The sequence below is a fragment of the Enterobacter cloacae complex sp. GYL001 genome (genome assembly GCF_049237125.1).
Classification (GTDB): Bacteria; Pseudomonadota; Gammaproteobacteria; order Enterobacterales; family Enterobacteriaceae; genus Enterobacter; species Enterobacter hormaechei_C.
This window is the reverse complement of sequence record NZ_JBMKGW010000014.1, coordinates 40,804-61,147: the sequence shown is the minus strand read 5'-3', so window position 1 is coordinate 61,147 and position 20,344 is coordinate 40,804. Positions and strand designations below refer to the sequence as shown.

Annotated in this window: 16 protein-coding genes and 3 pseudogenes; 15 read left to right on the top strand and 4 right to left on the bottom strand. The window is 52.6% G+C overall.

Annotated elements, in window-relative coordinates:
• Positions 1-228: 228 nt before the first annotated feature.
• Both rhaS and rhaR read left to right on the top strand, forming a co-directional pair.
• On the top strand, positions 229-1,065 hold the full coding sequence (rhaS, locus tag ACOTWU_RS20075; RefSeq protein WP_015569934.1) for an HTH-type transcriptional activator RhaS: 837 nt from the start codon (positions 229-231) through the stop codon (positions 1,063-1,065).
• 73 nt (positions 1,066-1,138) lie between these two features.
• The gene (rhaR, locus tag ACOTWU_RS20070) at positions 1,139-1,987 is read left to right on the top strand and encodes an HTH-type transcriptional activator RhaR (RefSeq protein WP_017382695.1); all 849 of its coding nucleotides are present in this window, start codon (positions 1,139-1,141) and stop codon (positions 1,985-1,987) included.
• Here rhaR and rhaT read toward each other — a convergent pair whose 3' ends face one another.
• The gene (gene rhaT / locus ACOTWU_RS20065) at positions 1,988-3,022 is read right to left on the bottom strand and encodes an L-rhamnose/proton symporter RhaT (RefSeq protein WP_063859758.1); all 1,035 of its coding nucleotides are present in this window, start codon (positions 3,020-3,022) and stop codon (positions 1,988-1,990) included.
• 288 nt (positions 3,023-3,310) lie between these two features.
• On the opposite strand from rhaT, the gene sodA reads away from it, so the two are divergent.
• Together sodA and yiiM are read left to right on the top strand one after the other, a co-directional pair.
• On the top strand, positions 3,311-3,931 hold the full coding sequence (sodA, locus tag ACOTWU_RS20060) for a superoxide dismutase [Mn] (protein ID WP_003861999.1): 621 nt from the start codon (positions 3,311-3,313) through the stop codon (positions 3,929-3,931).
• Positions 3,932-3,997: 66 nt separating this feature from the next.
• A complete protein-coding gene (yiiM, locus tag ACOTWU_RS20055) occupies positions 3,998-4,681 on the top strand; it encodes a 6-hydroxyaminopurine reductase (RefSeq protein ID WP_017382697.1) in 684 nt (227 codons plus the stop codon).
• A 42-nt stretch (positions 4,682-4,723) separates the two neighbouring features.
• Here the strand turns inward: yiiM and cpxA are convergent, their stop codons facing one another.
• Together cpxA and cpxR are read right to left on the bottom strand one after the other, a co-directional pair.
• Positions 4,724-6,097, bottom strand: coding sequence for an envelope stress sensor histidine kinase CpxA (gene cpxA, locus ACOTWU_RS20050; protein WP_015569937.1), 1,374 nt, complete (start codon positions 6,095-6,097; stop codon positions 4,724-4,726).
• On the bottom strand, positions 6,094-6,792 hold the full coding sequence (cpxR, locus tag ACOTWU_RS20045) for an envelope stress response regulator transcription factor CpxR (RefSeq protein ID WP_003862004.1): 699 nt from the start codon (positions 6,790-6,792) through the stop codon (positions 6,094-6,096). The genes cpxA and cpxR overlap by 4 nt, the downstream gene beginning before the upstream one ends.
• A gap of 150 nt (positions 6,793-6,942) precedes the next feature.
• Between cpxR and cpxP the strand changes: the two genes are divergently transcribed.
• The 4 genes and pseudogenes from cpxP (at position 6,943) to ACOTWU_RS20025 (ending at position 12,708) form a co-directional block, all read left to right on the top strand.
• Positions 6,943-7,449 carry a cell-envelope stress modulator CpxP gene (gene cpxP / locus ACOTWU_RS20040; RefSeq protein WP_040118243.1) on the top strand — a complete coding sequence of 169 codons (507 nt, stop codon included), beginning with the start codon at positions 6,943-6,945 and terminating at the stop codon, positions 7,447-7,449.
• 261 nt (positions 7,450-7,710) lie between these two features.
• A pseudogene (locus ACOTWU_RS20035) lies at positions 7,711-9,210 on the top strand (replication endonuclease); the annotation flags it as partial.
• Between the two features lie 125 nt (positions 9,211-9,335).
• The gene (locus tag ACOTWU_RS20030) at positions 9,336-10,469 is read left to right on the top strand and encodes an AAA family ATPase (RefSeq protein WP_040118242.1); all 1,134 of its coding nucleotides are present in this window, start codon (positions 9,336-9,338) and stop codon (positions 10,467-10,469) included.
• A 13-nt stretch (positions 10,470-10,482) separates the two neighbouring features.
• Positions 10,483-12,708: a S8 family peptidase gene (locus ACOTWU_RS20025; protein WP_126499210.1), complete on the top strand. Its 2,226-nt coding sequence runs from the start codon at positions 10,483-10,485 to the stop codon at positions 12,706-12,708.
• A 366-nt stretch (positions 12,709-13,074) separates the two neighbouring features.
• On the opposite strand, the pseudogene ACOTWU_RS20020 reads toward ACOTWU_RS20025, so the two are convergent.
• Positions 13,075-13,464, bottom strand: a pseudogene (locus tag ACOTWU_RS20020) (phage portal protein); the annotation flags it as partial.
• A 5-nt stretch (positions 13,465-13,469) separates the two neighbouring features.
• Between ACOTWU_RS20020 and ACOTWU_RS20015 the strand changes: the two are divergent.
• The 7 genes and pseudogenes from ACOTWU_RS20015 to ACOTWU_RS19985 all read left to right on the top strand — a co-directional run.
• Positions 13,470-14,336 (top strand): annotated as a pseudogene (locus tag ACOTWU_RS20015) (contractile injection system protein, VgrG/Pvc8 family); the annotation flags it as partial.
• A gap of 38 nt (positions 14,337-14,374) precedes the next feature.
• Positions 14,375-14,623 carry an ogr/Delta-like zinc finger family protein gene (locus ACOTWU_RS20010; protein ID WP_040118240.1) on the top strand — a complete coding sequence of 83 codons (249 nt, stop codon included), beginning with the start codon at positions 14,375-14,377 and terminating at the stop codon, positions 14,621-14,623.
• A gap of 235 nt (positions 14,624-14,858) precedes the next feature.
• Entirely contained in the window at positions 14,859-15,743 is an 885-nt protein-coding gene (fieF, locus tag ACOTWU_RS20005; protein ID WP_017382698.1) for a CDF family cation-efflux transporter FieF, read from the top strand.
• A 184-nt stretch (positions 15,744-15,927) separates the two neighbouring features.
• On the top strand, positions 15,928-16,890 hold the full coding sequence (pfkA, locus tag ACOTWU_RS20000) for a 6-phosphofructokinase (protein WP_003862009.1): 963 nt from the start codon (positions 15,928-15,930) through the stop codon (positions 16,888-16,890).
• Between the two features lie 231 nt (positions 16,891-17,121).
• The gene (locus ACOTWU_RS19995) at positions 17,122-18,111 is read left to right on the top strand and encodes a sulfate ABC transporter substrate-binding protein (RefSeq protein ID WP_003862012.1); all 990 of its coding nucleotides are present in this window, start codon (positions 17,122-17,124) and stop codon (positions 18,109-18,111) included.
• Positions 18,112-18,222: 111 nt separating this feature from the next.
• Positions 18,223-18,966, top strand: a complete 744-nt coding sequence (locus tag ACOTWU_RS19990; RefSeq protein WP_003862014.1) for a CDP-diacylglycerol diphosphatase — start codon at positions 18,223-18,225, stop codon at positions 18,964-18,966.
• Positions 18,967-19,039: 73 nt separating this feature from the next.
• On the top strand, positions 19,040-20,344 hold the full coding sequence (locus ACOTWU_RS19985; RefSeq protein ID WP_040118239.1) for an SLC13 family permease: 1,305 nt from the start codon (positions 19,040-19,042) through the stop codon (positions 20,342-20,344).

The window sequence follows — 20,344 nt, the reverse complement described above, 5'->3', positions numbered from 1 at the left end:
AGCCCAAATCTCACGCTGGCAAGAAAGCAAAGATGAACGTGAGGGAGTTCACAGTTTCCAGTAATGGCGGGGTTTGCAGGCAGTGTGACGCTGACCGCATTTCCTGATCTTTCCGCCTGTTTCTTGAAAAACCGACAGCTTTTGCGCGGTTTGCTGTCAAAAATTTAAGGTGAGCGTGGAAGGCCTTAATTACTATTTTGAGAACTTTTCTCATTGGTGGGGGCCGTTATGACCGTACTGCACAGCGTCGATTTTTTTCCTTCGGGGGCTTCGCCGGTCGCGATTGAGCCACGGCTGCCTCAGGCTGCGTTCCCGGAGCATCATCATGATTTTCATGAAATTGTGATTGTTGAGCACGGAACGGGCATCCACGTGTTTAACGGTCAGCCGTATACCATCAGCGGCGGTACGGTGTGCTTCGTGCGCGATCACGACAGGCACCTGTATGAACATACCGACAACCTTTGCCTGACCAATGTGCTCTATCGTTCTCCGGATGCGTTCCAGTTTCTCTCCGGGCTGAATCAGCTGTTGCCGCAGGAGAAGGACGGTCACTACCCCTCGCACTGGCGGGTGAATCAGTCCACGTTGCAGCAGGTGCGTCAGCTGGTGAGCCAGATGGAGCAGAGCGAGGATGGACAGGAGACGCACGCCATTGCTACCCGCGAGCTGCTGTTTATGCAGCTGCTGGTGCTGCTGCGGCGCAGCAGCCTGGTGGAAGGGCTGGAAAATAACGACGCGCGCCTGAATCAGCTGATGGCCTGGCTGGAAGATCATTTTGCCGAAGATGTCTGCTGGGAAACGCTGGCGGATGACTTTTCGCTCTCGCTGCGCACGCTGCATCGTCAGCTCAAGCAGCATACCGGGCTGACGCCGCAGCGCTACCTCAACCGTCTGCGCCTGATCAAAGCGCGGCACCTTTTACGTCATACCGACGAAAGCGTCACCGATATCGCCTATCGCTGCGGATTCGGCGACAGTAACCACTTTTCGACGCTTTTTCGCCGGGAGTTTAACTGGTCGCCGCGCGATATTCGTCAGGGGAAAGACGCGTTGCTTCAGTAACGCGAGGGCAGTCACCGTTTTTTTGCTGCAAAAAGGCTAATAATGTCCGGTTATTCGCCGTAGAGGTTGTGGTGTGGCTGCTCAGCTCATTCTTCGCAAAGATGATTTTTTTGCCTCCGCGAGTCAGGCCGTCGCGGTGGCCGACCGCTACCCGCAAAACGTCTTTGCCGAGCACACCCACGAGTTTTGCGAGCTGGTGCTGGTATGGCGGGGCAACGGCCTGCACGTCCTCAACGACCGCCCCTACCGCATCACGCGCGGAGACCTGTTCTACATCCGCGCTGAAGACAAACACTCCTACGCCTCGGTTAACGATCTGGTGTTGCAGAACGTCATCTACTGCCCCGACAGACTTAAACTGAATGTCGACTGGGCGGGCAATATCCCCGGTTTTCATGATGCCAGAGGCGAACCGCACTGGCGCTTAAGCAGCAACGGCATGGCTCAGGTGCGCCAGACGATTTCCCAGCTGGAGCAGGAGAGCCAGAAGAGCGATCCGGTGGCAAACCAGATGTCGGAGCTGCTTTTTGCCCAGCTGGTGATGACCCTGAAGCGGCATCGTTACGCTACGGATAATCCCTCTGCTACCACGCAGGAAGCGCTGCTGGATAAGCTCATCACCCGGCTTGCGGGCAGTCTGAACAAGAGTTTCGTGCTGGAAAAATTCTGCGAGCAGGAGCAGTGCAGCGAGCGCGCGCTGCGCCAGCAGTTCCGCACCCAGACGGGGATGACGGTCAACCACTATCTGCGCCAGCTGCGCATCTGCCACGCCCAGTACCTGTTACAGCATACGGAGCTGATGGTGAGTGAAGTGGCGATGCGCTGCGGCTTTGAGGACAGTAACTACTTTTCGGTGGTGTTTAACCGTGAGGTGGGGATGACGCCGGTTCAGTGGCGTCATCGCAGTCGAAAGGCAGCGTAATCAGTTCGCCATGCCGAGGCCGACGATATTGGCCGCAATGATAATCACCACGCAGCCCAGGCTCAGCACGCCAACCGGACGACGCCCGGCGTTGTTCCACTCCTTCAGTACCAGCCCAACCAGCCCGCCGCACAGCACGTAGAAGCTCATGTGCAGCATCCAGCTCATGTAGTCATACTGCGCCGGAATACTGGCGTGACCCCAGGCGTAAAAGAAGAATTGCAGATACCACATCAGGCCGCCGAGGGCGGAGAGCAGGACGTTGGTGACGATCAGCGGTTTTGCCAGCGAGAAGTCGGCTTTTACCGACAGATTCTTCACTTTTGCCAAACGAATGAAGCAGAAACCGAGGTTTACCAGCGCGCCGCCGCCCATGATCACCACGTAGCTTGGCAGGGCAACGTACAGCGGATCGACGCCCAGCGCCGCAGCGGCGTCGTGCATCGGTTTGGCGGCGTTCATGGCGAACGACATGCCCGCCGAGAAGACGCCGCACATCACCGCCAGCAGCAGCCCTTTCTTCAGGTTGAACTCTTCGGCTTTGATGCCCATCTTGCGTTCTTTCAGCTGGCCTGCGCGGGTGACGATGCCCACGCCGATCACCGCCACCAGCACGCCCAGCAGCGTCATTCGCCCGCCCTGAGTGTTGATCAGCACGTCGAAGTGGCCGTTGAGGATTGGTGTCATCAGGGTGCCAACAATCAGCGTAATGCCAATCGCGATGCCAATCCCCATCGACATGCCTAGGTAGCGCATGGTGAGGCCGTAGTTGATATTACCGATGCCCCACATCGCGCCGAACAGGAATACCGGCAGCAGGGTGGAGGCGCTGAAGGAGGAGAAGTAGCCCCAGAAATCGGGCAGCAGCATGGCGCTGATTGTCCATGGCAAAATCAGCCAGGACACGGTGCCGCCAACGGACCACATGGTTTCCCATGACCAGCCTTTCACCTTTTTAAACGGGGCATAGAAACAGGCTGCACTGGCCGCGCCTATCAAATGCCAGAAAATACCCATCGTAATCGCATGATTCATTTTTACATCCTCATCGTTTTTATAGCCGGAGGCTTCCCGCCGACTTGATGAGTGTAAAAATGAGGCGGTTTGGGAACCTTCAGAAGGTTGCCGCACTTTTGTTCAGGATGGCAATCACCACGTTAAGCACGTGAGCAGACTCACAATTTTGTCATTTATCAAAAATCTAATAACCTTATAAAAACTACGGCATTGATAATCATTTTCAATATCATTTAATTAACTATAATGAACCAACTGCTTACGCGGCATTAACAGCTGTGCCGCCCGACAATAATGGAGAGGATTATGAGTTATACACTGCCATCCCTGCCGTATGCCTACGACGCACTGGAACCGCATTTCGACAAGCAGACGATGGAAATCCATCACACTAAACACCACCAGACCTATGTGAACAACGCGAATGCTGCGCTGGAAAGCCTGCCAGAGTTCGCTAATCTGCCTGTTGAAGAGCTGATCACCAAACTGGACCAGCTGCCGGCAGACAAGAAAACCGTGCTGCGCAACAACGCGGGCGGTCACGCTAACCACAGCCTGTTCTGGAAAGGCCTGAAAACCGGCACCACCCTTCAGGGCGACCTGAAAGCGGCTATCGAGCGTGACTTCGGTTCCGTTGACAACTTCAAAGCGGAATTCGAAAAAGCCGCTGCAACCCGTTTCGGCTCTGGCTGGGCGTGGCTGGTCCTGAAAGGTGACAAACTGGCGGTCGTTTCTACCGCTAACCAGGACTCCCCGCTGATGGGTGAAGCTATCTCTGGCGCATCCGGCTTCCCAATTCTGGGTCTGGACGTGTGGGAACACGCTTACTACCTGAAGTTCCAGAACCGTCGCCCTGACTACATCAAAGCCTTCTGGGATGTAGTGAACTGGGACGAAGCAGCAGCGCGTTTCGCCGCTAAAAAATAAGGTTGCATTGACGCCTGTGAGAAGCGAGTCTGATGACTCGCTTTTTTTGTATCTGAAGGAGTGGAGATGCATTACCCGGTGAATGTGTTTACAGGCAAGGTAAGGGAGTACGAAGGCAGCCGCCCGAGCGCCATCGCCAAAGTGCAGGTCGACGGTGAGCTGACGTTGACCGATCTCGGGCTTGCGGGTGACCAGCAGGCTGAAAAGAAAATCCACGGCGGGCCCGATCGCGCGCTGTGCCACTATCCGCGCGAGCACTATCAGCACTGGAAAGCCGAATTTCCTGAACAGGCGGACCTCTTCGTCGCCCCCGCGTTTGGCGAAAATCTCTCAACGGAGGGGCTGACGGAGAAGAACGTCTTTATCGGCGATATTTACCGCTGGGGCGATGCTTTGATTCAGGTCACCCAGCCGCGCTCACCGTGCTTTAAGCTTAATTACCATTTCGGCATTCAGGATATGTCGGCCCAGCTGCAAAACGCGGGTAAAACCGGCTGGCTGTATCGCGTTGTGCAGGCGGGACAGGTTTCGGCGGATGCGCCGCTTGAGCTGGCTTCGCGCTTGAGTGAGGTGTCGGTATACGAGGCCTGCGCAATTGCCTGGCATATGCCGTTTGATGACGAGCAGTATCACCGCCTGCTGTCAGCGGCGGGATTATCCACCAGCTGGACCAGAACGATGCAGAAGCGGCGGTTAAGCGGCAAGATCGAGAGCAGTTCGCGGAGATTGTGGGGGAAAGAGGTTCCGTAGAAAGTAGCCGGGTAAGGCGAAGCCGCCACCCGGCACATACGGTTACGAACGCTTATACAGCGGCAGCCACAGCGTTAACCTCAGCCCGCCCAGCGGGCTGTCATCGGCTTTCACCCAGCCACGGTGCTGTTGCATGGCGGTTTCAACAATCGCCAGACCTAGCCCCGTACCACCAGATTCACGGTCGCGCGCCTCGTCGGTGCGGTAGAACGGACGGAAAATCTGCTCGCGATCTTCCGGGCTGACGCCAGGACCATCGTCATCGACAATGACGGTAATCCCGTCTTTATCCACCGAAAACGCCACTTCAATCTTCGTGTGCGAATAGCGCAGGGCGTTACGCACGATATTCTCCAGCGCGCTTTCCAGCGTGTTGGGGTTACCGTAGAGCGGCCACGGGCCCGGCGGGAAGTTGACGGTGAACGATTTGCCCATCTGCTCCGCTTCGAACGCCGCGTTGTCCAGCACCTCATGCCAGAGGTGATTGGCTTTCACCGTTTCGCTCACCAGCGCGTTTTTCTGCTGATTGCGCGACATCACCAGCAGATCGTTGATCATGCTGTCCAGGCGATGCGCTTCCGTCTCAATACGCTCCAGCTCTTTGCTCTCACCGCTGCGGCGGCGCAGCAGGGCGGTACCCAGCTGTAAGCGCGTGAGCGGCGTCCGCAGCTCGTGGGAGATATCCGACAGCAGGCGTTGCTGCGCGGTCATCATGCGGTCAAGAGCAGAGACCATCTGGTTAAAACTGGTTCCGGCGGCCAGGAACTCCTGCGGCCCGGATTCCAGCTCCGGATGCTGCCTCAGGTTGCCCTGCGCCACTTCGTCCGCCGCATTTTTCAGCTTACGCGCCGGTTTCGCCAGGCTCCACGCCAGCCATAACAGCAGCGGGGAACTGACCAGCATCGTGACAATCAACAGCAAAAGCGGACGGTCAAACAGCAGGTTGATAAAGTCGGACTGGGAACTGCTCGCAGGGCGAATCAGATAGAGCTGGTAATTGTCTTCCCCATCCCGCACCGAGAAAGGACCGACCATCTCTACCCGACCATATTTCTTTTTCTGTGGGTGATCGGCATTATCCGCCTGGCCAATAAAGTTGCGGATAATCTGCATTTCATTGCGATCGGCCCCAATCACGCGGCCTTCACTGGTGACCAGTAAAAGACGTTGTCCGGGGGGCGCCCACTTGTCGATAGCGCGAAACAACCTGCGCCACCACATTAAATCGTTCGGCGGATCGTTTGCCAGCTCCGCTTCCACGTGCTGCTCGATCATCACGCCCTGACGTTGCTCGCTGTCGAGTAGCTCCGTCATCTGGCGTGAGTCGAGTTTTGGCAACATCAAAACGAGCATTAAAACCAGTGCCAGCGTCAGCCAGAAGATGGCGAAGATGCGGGCGGTTAAGCTGCCTATCATGAAGCGGAAACCATCAGATAACCGCGACCACGCAGGGTTTTAAACCAGGGGTGACCGTCTTTACGCTCCGGCAGCTTACGGCGCAGGTTCGAGATGTGCATGTCGATGGCGCGGTCAAACGGGGTGAGGCGTTTGCCGAGCACTTCCTGGCTTAAGTGTTCACGCGACACCACCTGGCCGAGATGCTGCGCCAGCAGATACAGCAGGGTGAACTCGGTGCCGGTTAGCTCCAGCGTTTCACCGTCGAAGCTCGCTTCCTGGCGGCCCGGGTTCAGGCTCAGGGAGTCCACTTCCAGCGTAGGTGAGCTGTTGTCGGTATTCTGCTGCTGCTCGCTCCAGTGAGAGCGGCGCAGGATCGCGCGAATACGGGCCACCAGTTCACGGTCGTTGAACGGCTTAGGTAAATAGTCATCCGCACCCAGCTCAAGGCCGAGTACGCGGTCAAGCTCGCTGCCGCGTGCAGTCAGCATAATGACGGGGGTCTGGTGTGTCTGGCGAAGCTCTTTCAACGTATCAATACCGTTTTTCTTCGGCATCATGACGTCGAGCAAAAGTAAATCGATGCTGTCGTCAAGGAGACTCAGCGCCTGCTCGCCATCATGGGCAACCAGGACGTTGAAACCTTCCATGTCGAGCAACTCCTTTAAAAGAGATGTGAGCTCTCGGTCATCATCAACTAACAGGATTTTATTCATTGTTTAAATACCTCCGAGGCAGAAATTACGACATCAAGGCTATCTAATCCATGACTTTACGTTGTTTTACACCCCCTGACGCATGTTTGCAGCCTGAATCGTAGACTGTCTCTCGTTGAATCGCGACACGAAAGATTTTGGGAGCAAGTGATGCGCAAAGTTACCGCTGCCGTCATGGCCTCAACGCTGGCCTTCAGTGCGTTTAGCCAGGCTGCTGTAGCTATCATCAGCGATAACGGTACCTCAGCAGAGGGCGCAACGCAGCACAGCAGCCAAAGCCATATGTTTGACGGCATAAGTTTAACCGAACATCAGCGTCAACAGATGCGAGATCTGATGCAGAGGGCAAGACACGACCAGCCCCCTGTTAATGTTAGCGAAATGGAGACAATGCATCGCCTTGTCACCGCAGAAAATTTTGACGAAAGCGCTGTACGCGCTCAGGCCGAAAAAATGGCGCAGGAACAGGTTGCCCGCCAGGTAGAGATGGCGAAGGTTCGCAACCAGATGTTCCACCTGCTAACGCCCGAGCAGCAAGCGGTTTTGAATACCAAACATCAGCAACGTATGAATCAGTTGCGTGAGGTTGCACGGATGCAGCGAAGCTCAGATATGACGCTTTTCAGTAGCAATAGCAGTACCCGTAGTAACCAGTAAACCCTGTTTTCCTTGCCATAGACACCATCCCTGTCTTCCCCCACATGATGTGGGGGTTTTTTTTATCAATCACTTACAACCAACCTCTATTTAAAACAGCCACTTACAAAAAGCTGGGGCCAGCCTGAGCTATTTCAAATATCCCAGAGTGTGGACGCAATGTGGACACTCCGGGACATTATCAACTACACAGACACGCTAACGAGGTTGTTTCTTTTGGCCCAGAGTGTGCGACGACCGGACTAACTTGCCCGGCTAGGTGGCTTTGAGAAGGTGGCAACGGAAAGCGGATATGCCGGGAGTTTCTTCACGCTTACTGCGCCGTCTAAATACCATGCTTACACAGCATTCGGACATCGCAATCACAAATGGAACGGGGCAAGCCCGCGCCGGACACAGCGTTATTTAAATCAAATATGGCAACAGATTCGCGCTGAACTCGCACGCCGTGAAATTCCTGTCTTTGGTCTTCGCGTTGCTGAATCCCATCATGACGGCACTCCGCACTGGCACGGCCTGCTGTTTACGGCCCCAGAGCATACAGCAGAGTTGCAAGAGGTGATGGAAGACTACGCAACGCGTGAAGACGAGGATGAGTTGAAAGGTAAGGCTGGTAAGCAGCCTCGCTTTGAATTGAAGCCGATAGATCCGGCCCTGGGTAGCGCTACTGGTTATGTCGTCAAATACATCTCAAAAAATATTGATGGTTACGCCCTGGACGGCGAGAGCGATCACGAAAGTGGACGCCCGCTGAAGGAAACCGCGAAGCACGCAACGGCCTGGGCGTCATGCTGGGGTATACGTCAATTCCAGTTTTTAGGGGGCGCGCCGGTGTCAGTCTGGCGTGAACTTCGCCGCCTGAAAAATCAGGATTTAGCCGACAGGGTTAGTCCTGTTTTTGGTGAGTTGCACCGCGCGGCTCACGCAGGAGATTGGCAGAGTTACATCACCTTACAGGGTGGCCCTTTTGTTTCCCGTTCCAAGTTGGTGCTGCGCGCCTGGTATCAATACAAAAACGAGCCAAGCAGTTACGGCGAGTATCAGAAAGCTATCAAGGGTCTGGTTATGCCAGCATCCAGCATTCCGCCAGTAGAAACGCGCCTCCATTCTTATCGCATTGTGAAGATGAAGCCTAAATCTTCAGACCGCGCCGATCCGGGTTTTGACCTTAAGGACGCGTCTGCGCCCTCTTGGACTCGTGTCAATAACTGTACCGAGTATAAAAAACATACAGATTCACCCCCTTTAAGTCCGCCAGATCTGACGGTGTCAGCTGACGAAGTGCAGCCAGAACAATTTGAAATCGGTCAGTTAAGCCGAGATCAGAGAAAACAGATTGCGGAAGACATCAGAAACCACAAATCGAATCAGCGTGTTTCACCTGCTGATCAGTTTGAGGCACTCGCTTTAAGCATTACTGCCGGTGATTGCACCGACTATGACCGGGCCAGGGCCGAAAGCTATATGAAGGCCGCACATACTATTCGCCAGGAAGAAAGCGCGGTGAGCGAGGAAGTTGAATCCCTGGCCCAGGAAATTATGGGGTGGGCGAAGCTAAGAAAAATTTCAATCAACCCGGTTCAGGCCCTGAAGCTGGCTCAAGGGGGAGAGGTGACGGCACTCGATACTAAATATCGCGCCAACCCATTAACGGGTGAATTGATTGTGACCGGTACAGATATGCACTGGCGCAAGACGCTGGCACGGCACAAGGCAGAGGCATTGATTAGCCGCTGGTGCCAGGCTGCGAGGGAAGTGTGATTCATAGGGCATACTGTAATTTCATATAGTATTCCGCTTTCCTGTTCGGTGAAAAAGTGCAATACTATAAGTAGTCCAATTGTTTGTTTTTATAATTTGTTTAAAATTAAGGGGTTAAGATTAAGATGGGCGACTTAAGTGGTATTCAGTCAGATTTAGCCCAGCTAGTTAGACTGGTAATAGCTGAACAGTATGATGATGTTCGGTTGTATGTCGCTCGCTTGGTGCGCAAATATCGGGAAACTATGCCTGCTCTATCTGAGCAGCTTGATCTTTATTTACGGAACAAACCGCAGAAGCCTGCCCAAGGTCTGCGAAAGGCTACGATGCCAAAACCGACTCAGTCTCAGGTTATGCCTGTGGACGAGGATTCAAGGTTAACTTTACTGAAAGCACCAAATGAAAAGATTACCAGTAAGCCATTGCTTTCTAGTCAGATAGAAGACTCACTGGATCAGATTATTCTTGAACGTAAGCACATAGACCGTCTTAAGACCCTTGGCTTACAACCAACACGTTCCGCAATTTTTGTTGGCCCACCAGGTGTGGGTAAAACGCTTACGGCAAGTTGGTTAGCACAGAAATTAGGTGTTCCTTTCTATGTTCTGGATTTAACTGCTGTAATGAGTAGTTATCTTGGGAAAAGCGGAAATAACCTTCGTGCGGCTCTTGATTTCGCAAAGAGAGGGCCGTGTGTTCTTCTGTTAGATGAAATTGACTCAATAGCCAAAAAAAGAAGCGATGATTCTGATGTAGGAGAATTAAAGAGGCTTGTTACTGTGATACTTCAAGAGGTTGATGAATGGCCTTCTTCAAGTCTGTTGCTTGCTGCAACTAACTTTGCTGAGTTGATTGATCCGGCATTATGGAGACGTTTTGATTTGGTTCTAAATTTTGAGAAACCAAATAGTGAAAGCATTAAAGAGGCTATTAAGCGTTTTTTAGGCCCCGACTATGCCATTTTTGCTCGTTGGATAGATTTGCTTGTCATCATGTTCAAAGATGAATCATTCAGTAATATTGAGCGTTCTATTAATAAATTCCGCCGCTCAGTTGCTTTAGGCATATCTTCAGATGAGGAGTTGATTGAATCTTTCATTAAAGATGGTCTATCAGATTTAGAAAGGAATGAACGTATTGAAATAGCTGTTAACCTTAACAGACATTCTAAACTATCCCAACATGCCATATCAGACTTAACTGGGGTCAGCAGGGATACAATTAGAAAATATAGTTCTAAAAAGACTAACGCAGCATAGATAAGGAGTATGTATGGCGAAAACTAATTTTCTGATTGGACGCGGCGAGTTATTAACCAATGATATTCCCGGTCCAAAAAGAGCCCCAGGAAAAGCTGAGGTGTACTCTCTTTATGAATCGAAACAGCGCCTGTTACCGCAAATTGCATCTACGATAGAAAGTTTTGCTAAGTTACCTGGTCGGGCATGTCCTGACGATTATGCAGTAGCAAAGGTAACTATCAATCCAAGCTATATTGCGCGATCCTTTTTCCCTGCGAAGATGTTGAAATCGACCGGATTAACGTCAATTGGGAGCAGGACGGTTAGAGTTACGCCGCAAAGCTGGAAACGCAAAGTTGCTGTTTCTGAGGTTACAACAACACAGATGTTTATTGCGGGTAAAAGAGAATCATTCGAAGAGTTACCTCATTGGGTGTCTGGGCTTAAAGAGTTAACTGATGAAGCGATTGATTTTGCGCGTATAGAAAAGTTTGAAGCTTATTTGCCTGAAGAGCGTATTGTTACCGCAGGTGATATGGATACGTCGTATTTTGAGGTTGGCGTACATCTGTTGGCTGAGGATGGACAAGATTTGATCCAGCAACAATTTGTTCGATTCGCGTCAACTCTGAACATCAAAGTACATACCTCTTTAGCTTTTACCGCAGGTACGTTGTGGTTCGTGCCAATTCAGGCAGATCGAATTGCTATTGATAAGCTCGCGAAATTTACATTTGTACGCGTAATTAGACCTGTACCAAAGTTACGTGGTATTAGGCCTATACAAAGGGCTTCTGGGCCATTGGCCCAGTGTAAATTGCCTACTGAAGGGCCAGTATCTTCAGAAATAAAAGTCGCTATTCTTGATGGTGGTTTACCATCAGAGCATGCTATATCTCCGTGGTTAAAATCCTACAGGGTTTTGGACGATCATGCAGAAGATGATCCTGATGGTTTAGAGCATGGTTTAGCCGTATCTTCGGCTTTTTTATTCGGGCCAATTAGTAACAAGTCAGAGGTGCAAAGGCCATACTCTTATATTGATAACTTAAGGGTACTGGATAATAAGACCTGCCAAGAAGATCCTCTGGAGTTATATCGAACGTTGGGCTTCATTGAAGAAGTATTGTTGTCTCGTCAGTATCAATTTATCAACTTAAGTTTAGGGCCGGATCTACCAATTGAAGATACGGAAGTTCACGCTTGGACCTCTGTAATAGATGATTTATTAAGTGATGGCGAAACACTAATGACTGTTGCTGTTGGGAACAATGGCGAAATGGATCGTGAGTCAGGTAATGCAAGGATTCAAGTACCATCTGATTGCGTGAATGCCTTGGCTGTTGGGGCTTGCGATAGTGTTAATGAAACTGAATGGAAACGAGCACCATATAGTGCTATTGGGCCGGGTAGAAGTCCTGGCGTGATGAAGCCTGATTTAGTTGCGTTTGGTGGCGATATCGACGAGTACTTTCATGTATTGGGAAAAGGTAAAAAACCTGTCATCACACCGCAACGGGGAACAAGTTTTGCTTCTCCTTACGCTTTGCGTGCGGCCGTTGGTGTTAGGGCGATTTTAGGAAGTGATTTGAGTCAACTGGCGATAAAAGCTTTATTGATTCATGCTTCAAAACCGCTTGATCACGCTTGCGCTGAAGTGGGTTGGGGGAAACTACCTGAGGACTTAAACGACATCATTGTCAGCCCTGATGGTGTTGCTCGTATTGTCTATCAAGGTGAATTGAAGCCAGGAAAATACTTACGCGCTTCTCTTCCCATTCCTGAAGGTGGCTTGAAAGGTAAAATAAACTTAACGGCAACTTTCTGTTATGCCACAACAACAGATCCGCAAGATTCGTCTTCCTACACAAAGGCTGGTCTTGAGGTTACATTCCGCCCAAATGATTCAAGAGTTAAAGATGGTAAACAGAATGCTGAAACTAAAGGATTTTTTGAGCTAGCCAAATACTCAACTGAAAGTGAGCGGCGCTCTGATATGGGCAAATGGGAAACTGTGCTGCACAGTTCAAAGAACATGCTGGGATCAACTTTAAAAAATCCTGTGTTTGATATTCACTATAACGCTCGTGAAGCAGGGGCTAGCATAGCGAGTCACAAGGCGGAAAAGATAAAGTACGCTCTTATCATCACCGTGAAGGCAGCGAAGCACCAAGACCTGTATAACGAAATTTTACGTGCTTACAATCAGGTACTGGTTCCAATTCAACCTCAAACCTCCATTCCAATTCGTTCATAAATATTCATTACAACGAACCCCTCATGCGAGGGGTTTTTTATATGCACAATAGTGCGCAAAATTGCACAAAAAAATCAGCCCTTTTATTTGTGGATCTCCCAAGGATCTATGCTGGCTGACGGTGGATCTGCAAGTGCACAAAAAGACGCGTGTTTGTCGCGCGCAGGTGACGGGGGAAAGCCCACGCGACGGGGTAGGTAGGGGGTAGCCTCAAATAACGCGAAATCAGCGGCATTTTGGCCCGCTGACGCGTTTTGATTGCGGTGTACTGGTTCAGGTATTAATACAGGGTGAGGCGCTTAGAATGGCGCTGGTGCGCTTTGTGATTATATTGAGCATGGACGCCGCCGGGTGGCGGCTTCCGGGTTACTTACTGGTTTCAAGCAGGGCATAAGGTTTAAAGCGGATCACCTCCTCACCTAGCCAGTCGTTTACATGCTTCAGCGCTTCCATTGCGGGCATCAGTTCATTGATGGCAAACACGCGCGCGGCCTTCTCTACGTCACCAAATGAACCATTTCCATCAGGCATGGCTCCCATCAGTTGAGGTGGTACGCGGTGCGCTGCCAGAATGTCATCGCGGGTTACTGATTTGATATTCAGAAACTCATCTTTTGCCGATATCTGGCTGAAGGGCATAAGCTGCACACCATCTTTGCCTCCCCCTGGCGCGTGCAGGAGTAAGTTTTTAAAGGCCCCTTTTCCACGTGCGTCAGTAAGCGTCTTTTTAATACTTTTCATGCTTTCATCATCCACGGTTGGGGGAGGCGCTGATATATAAAGGGGTTTACACCGTTGATGAAGTGGCGCACGACGGCCCGCCAGACCGTATAACGGTTACGGCCCGTAGCGCTGATTTTCTTGAAGAATTCAACGTTAAACGCGAAGTGTCCTGGCACGATGTAACCGTGGAGCGTGTAGTTTCGGCAATTGCCAAACGCTATGGCCTGAAAGCGCAGATCAGCGATATGTTGATAAATATTGAGATTGACCACGCCGATCAGACTCAAGAAAGCGATATGTCATTTTTGACAAGGATGGCGGAAATGCTGGGTGCAATCGCCACGGTAAAAAATGGTTATCTGTTATTTATCATACCCGGCGGCGGCTTCACCGCGTCAGGCAAGCCAATCCCTTCCATAGCGATCACACGTAGCAGCGGTGACAGGCACAGATTCAGAATTGCAGATCGTGATGCTTATACCGGTGTCAGGGCGTACTGGCTGGATTTAAATTTTGGCAAAAAGAAAAAGGTCAGCGTAAAGCGCAGGGCATCGACGAAAAAGGCCGACAAGAGCAGCAGCCGTGAAGGGGATTATATTGAAGGCGCTGATGGTAATGTATTTATCATGCGTAAGACGTTCCAGAATGAGGATGCGGCCCGGCGTGCAGCGGCTGCGAAGTGGCAACAATTGCAACGTGGCGCGGCTGAGTTCTCTATCACCCTGGCGCGGGGGCGCGCAGATTTGTACCCAGAAATGCACGCAACAGTGACCGGCTTCAAAGCTGATATTGACGCCCAGGACTGGATAATCAGCAAGGTACAGCATGATGTAGACAGCAACGGGTTTACTACACAGCTTAACTTTGAAGCAAAAATGTCTGACTGGATTGCTGAAACTGAATAGAATGAATGTGAGTTCAACTCCCGTGGGGAGTCATCATTATGTTCAAATGTCCACATTGCGGCGCTACGGCCCGCACTCGTACCAGTAAGCCACTCAGTGAAGTTACGATCAGGCAGTATCACCAGTGCCAGAACATGGAATGCGGCCTGTCATTCACCACGCTCAACAGCGTTGAAAAGATTGTCACCCGGCGAGAAAGAAGGGATCAGTTAGAACCCGGATTCATACCGACGGGGGCATTCCCTGTTTCCCATTATGGACGCGATCAGCTTAGTCTGACCCTGTGAAGAAGGCCCCGCTTAAGCGGGGCTTTTTTTCGATGTGTGGACGATGTGTGGACATCGGTAGAAACAAATCTTTATGTTTCTGTGGGTTACAGGGATAAATTAATCACCATCCCTGTCTTCCCACACATGATGTGGGGGTTTTTTTTGCCCATTGTTCAGGTTTGTTAACGCTTTATTCATCCTTTCACTCCACCACCATCCGTTATACTAGCGCCATGGCATGACAGGAGTGTTTATGAATCAATCCTATGGACGGCTGGTAAGCCGGGCCGCAATAGCCGCGACGGTGATGGCGTCGTGTTTGCTGATCATTAAAATTTTCGCGTGGTGGTACACCGGGTCGGTCAGTATTCTGGCGGCACTGGTGGATTCACTGGTGGATATTGCCGCCTCGCTGACCAACCTGCTGGTGGTGCGCTACTCGCTGCAACCGGCGGATGAAGAGCATACGTTTGGCCACGGCAAAGCGGAATCGCTGGCCGCGCTGGCACAAAGCATGTTTATTTCGGGCTCTGCGCTTTTCCTGTTTTTGACCGGTATTCAGCATCTTATTTCGCCTTCTCCGATGAACGATCCGGGCGTTGGCGTGGTCGTAACGGTAGTTGCACTTATAAGCACACTTGTTCTTGTAACGTTCCAGCGCTGGGTTGTACGCAAAACACAAAGCCAGGCTGTACGGGCCGATATGCTTCATTATCAGTCTGATGTTATGATGAATGGGGCTATTCTTATTGCGCTTGGTCTGGCCTGGTATGGCTGGCATCGGGCCGATGCTTTGTTTGCGTTAGGGATAGGGATCTATATTTTATACAGCGCCTTGCGGATGGGGTATGAAGCGGTACAGTCGCTTCTTGACCGTGCGCTTCCGGATGCAGAACGTGATGAAATTTATGCCATCGTGACCAACTGGCCTGGCGTCAGTGGTGCTCACGATCTTCGTACGCGGCAGTCAGGGCCGACCCGCTTTATTCAGATTCATTTGGAAATGGAAGACAACCTGCCACTGGTTCAGGCGCATATGGTCGCTGAACAGGTGGAGCAGGCGATTTTGCAGCGTTTCCCTGGGTCAGACGTCATTATTCATCAGGATCCGTGCTCTGTCGTACCCAGGGCGTTTTGAGCTTTCGTAATTCGTTGTAAAAAAGTGAGCCAGAGCAGCATTTTGTGGATAAATTACCACCATATGGCCTGACCTGAATCAATTCAGCTGGAAGGGATTGATATACTATTTGCAGTATTCGACGGTTGAACAGTTTCTTCCGGCAGCAGATTTCAATTTTGCATTCCTAAGTTCAGAGGTAGTCATGATTAAGAAAATCGGTGTGTTGACAAGCGGCGGTGATGCGCCGGGCATGAACGCGGCAATCCGTGGGGTTGTCCGTGCAGCGCTGACGGAAGGTCTGGAAGTTTTTGGTATCTATGACGGTTACCTGGGTCTGTATGAAGACCGCATGGTTCAGCTCGACCGCTACAGCGTGTCTGACATGATCAACCGTGGCGGTACTTTCCTCGGTTCTGCACGCTTCCCGGAATTCCGTGACGAACACATCCGTGAAGTGGCTATCGAAAACATGAAAAAACGGGGTCTGGATGCGCTGGTGGTTATCGGCGGCGACGGCTCCTACATGGGTGCAAAACGTCTGACTGAAATGGGCTTCCCGTGCATCGGCCTGCCTGGCACCATCGACAATGACATCAAAGGCACCGACTACACCATCGGTTACTTCACCGCGCTGGGTACCGTTGTGGAAGCGATTGACCGCCTGCGTGACACCTCTTCCTCTCACCAGCGTATTTCTATTGTTGAAGTGATGGGCCGTTACTGCGGTGACCTGACTCTGGCGGCGGCAATTGCCGGTGGCTGTGAGTTCGTGGTGGTGCCGGAAGTGGAATTTAGCCGTGAAGATCTGGTCGCTGAAATCAAAGCCGGTATCGCGAAAGGTAAGAAACACGCCATCGTTGCTATCACCGAGCACATCTGTGACGTTGACGAGCTGGCGAAGTACATCGAAACCGAAACCAAACGCGAAACCCGCGCGACCGTTCTGGGTCACATTCAGCGTGGTGGTTCCCCAGGCCCGTACGACCGTATCCTGGCGTCCCGCATGGGCGCGTACGCGATCGAGCTACTGCTTCAGGGTCACGGCGGCCGCTGCGTCGGTATCCAGAACGAGAAACTGGTTCACCATGACATCATCGATGCCATTGAAAACATGAAGCGTCCGTTCAAAGGTGACTGGCTGGACTGCGCGAAAAAACTGTACTGATTGGCTCTGTTGCCCGGTGGCGGCAAGGTAAATGCAAAACGGTAACCCTTGGGTTACCGTTTTTTATGGTTGCTCCCTCTCCCGTGGGAGAGGGTTGGGGTGAGGGCATCAGGCCGCTCATTCGCTTTTTTTATTCCTCCACGTTATAGCCAATCTTTTTTTATTCTTTAATCATCGGTTAGCTTTCTGGCACGCTGCATTCATCAAAACACTACACAAGAGAGCTGGGCGATGAATAAATGGGGCGTGGGGTTAACATTATTGCTGGCATCGACCAGCGTTCTGGCAAAGGACATTCAGTTACTGAACGTGTCGTACGATCCGACGCGTGAACTATACGACCAGTACAACAAAGCTTTCGCGGCGCACTGGAAACAGGAAACCGGCGATAACGTGGTGGTTCGCCAGTCTCACGGCGGTTCCGGTAAGCAGGCGACATCGGTGATCAACGGTATTGAAGCCGATGTGGTTACCCTGGCGCTGGCTTATGACGTGGACGCGATCGCGGAGCGTGGCCGTATCGACAAAAACTGGATCAAGCGTCTGCCGGACAACTCTGCGCCATACACCTCGACCATTGTCTTCCTGGTGCGTAAAGGCAACCCGAAACAGATTAAGGACTGGAACGACCTGATTAAGCCAGGCGTGTCTGTCATTACCCCGAACCCAAAAAGCTCCGGCGGCGCACGCTGGAACTATCTGGCAGCCTGGGGCTACGCGCTGCACCACAACAACGGCGATCAGGCCAAAGCACAGGACTTCGTCAAAGCACTGTTTAAAAACGTCGAAGTGCTGGACTCCGGCGCGCGCGGTGCAACCAACACCTTCGTCGAACGCGGCATTGGCGACGTACTGATCGCCTGGGAAAACGAAGCCCTGCTGGCGACCAACGAGCTGGGTAAAGACAAGTTCGAGATCGTCACCCCGAGCGAATCCATCCTCGCTGAGCCGACCGTCTCCGTCGTCGATAAGGTTGTTGATAAGAAGGGCACCAAAGCGGTGGCGGAAGCCTACCTGAAGTACCTCTACTCACCGGAAGGGCAGGAAATTGCGGCGAAAAACTTCTACCGCCCACGCGATGAGGCCGTCGCGAAGAAATACGAAAACGCCTTCCCGAAACTGAAGCTGTTCACTATTGATGATGTGTTTGGCGGCTGGACCAAAGCGCAGAAAGAGCACTTCTCTAACGGCGGCACCTTCGACCAGATCAGCAAGCGCTAAGCGTTTTACAAAGAACGACACGGTAACCCGGTGTGAGAAATCCGCCGGGTTTTTTATTTGGTCATCATTTTGCGTTACTCTTTTGCCTCTATTGAAAACAGGGAACGCGTTGTGAAAAAAATTATCTTACTGATTCTGATCGTTATCGCCCTTGCCGCAGGCGGCGTGTACTGGATGAAAGCGGGTAATCCGAATGCGTTGCGTCATATCGTTCTCGACCAGTGTGTGCCCAACCAGCTGCATAACCGTAACCCGGCACCGTGTGCGCAGGTGAAGCCAGATGCGGGCTACGTGGTGTTCAAGGACCGCAACGGGCCGCTGCAATACCTGCTGATGCCCACGTACCGTATCAACGGCACCGAAAGCCCGCTGCTGACTGAGCCGCAGACACCGAATTTCTTCTGGCTGGCATGGCAGTCTCGCCATTTTATGAGTATGAAACGGGGGGCCGACGTGCCTGACAGCGCCGTTTCGCTGACCATCAACTCCCCGACCGGGCGCACGCAAAACCATTTTCATATCCACATCTCCTGTCTGCGCCCAGACGTGCGCGAGAAGCTGAACGCGTCGCAGGGGCAAATCAGCACCCAGTGGTTACCGCTTCCGGGCGGGCTGGAAGGGCATGAATACCTTGCCCGTCGGGTGACGGAGAACGAACTGGTGCAGCGCAGCCCGTTTATGATGCTGGCGGAAGAGCTGCCGGAAGCCCGCGATCATATGGGACGCTTCGCGCTGGCGATGGCGCAGCAGTCGGACGGCTCGTTTGTATTGCTGGCGACAGAGCGTAACCTGCTTACCTTTAACCGCGCGTCGGCTGAGGAATTGCAGGATCATCAATGCGATATCCTGAAGTGACCCCACCATAAATAGCGTTTACTCGCCCTGCCTGTCGCCGTAGACTTGCTGAAAAATTCTACAGGAGACAGGTATGTCGCTCTGGTTAACGCATCCTCTGCTGCTTCCCTCGCTGATCGTCGGCGTCACCATCGTGCTGTGGGCGACGTCGCTGTTGCCGGAATTTATCACCGCGTTGTTGTTTTTCACGGCGGCGATGACCGCCAGAATCGCCCCGCCGGAAGCGATCTTCGGCGGCTTCGCCTCGTCTGCCTTCTGGCTGGTGTTCAGCGGCTTTGTGCTGGGCGTGGCGATTCGGAAAACCGGCCTGGCGGACAGGGCCGCCCGGGCGCTGTCGGCAAAGCTTACCGACTCCTGGGTGCTGATGGTGGCGAGCGTTGTGCTGCTGAGCTATGCCCTGGCATTCGTGATGCCGTCGAACATGGGACGTATTGCGCTGCTGATGCCGATTGTCGCCGCGATGGCGAAGCGGGCCGGCATTCCTGATGGCTCGCGGGCCTGGTTTGGCCTGGCGCTGGCGGTCGGGTTTGGCACCTTCCAGCTCTCGGCCACTATTTTGCCCGCCAACGTGCCCAACCTGGTGATGAGCGGCGCGGCGGAAGGCTCATACGGTATCCACCTCAACTATGTCCCGTATCTGCTGCTGCACACCCCGGTGCTGGGTATTCTCAAAGGCCTGATTCTGATTGGCCTGATCTGCTGGCTGTTCCCCGGCAACCCGAAACCTGCGAAGGATCTCACGCCATCGGAACCGATGGGGCGTGACGAAAAACGACTCGCCTGGCTGCTGGCGGTGGTGTTGACGATGTGGGTGACGGAGAGCTGGCACGGCGTTGGGCCAGCGTGGACGGGGCTGGCGGCCTCGGTCATCGTTATGCTGCCGCGCATCGGTTTTATCACCGGGGAGGAGTTCTCGGCGGGGGTGAATATGCGCACCTGTATTTACGTCGCGGGTATACTCGGGCTGGCCATTACGGTGACGCAGACCGGCATCGGTGCGGCCGTAGGTGAGGCGTTGCTCCATATCATGCCGCTGGATGTAGACCGCCCGTTTACCAGCTTCCTGGCGCTGACGGGGATCACCACGGCGCTCAACTTCATTATGACCGCCAACGGCGTTCCTGCGCTGTACACCACGCTGGCGCAGAGCTTCTCCGACGCGACCGGCTTCCCGCTGCTGTCGGTGATCATGATTCAGGTGCTGGGGTATTCCACGCCGCTGCTGCCGTATCAGGCGTCGCCGATTGTGGTGGCGATGGGCTTAGGGAAAGTGCCTGCGAAGGCGGGGATGCTGCTCTGTCTGGCGCTGGCGATTGCGACGTATCTGGTGCTGCTGCCGCTGGATTATCTGTGGTTTAGCGTGTTAGGTCGTTTGTAG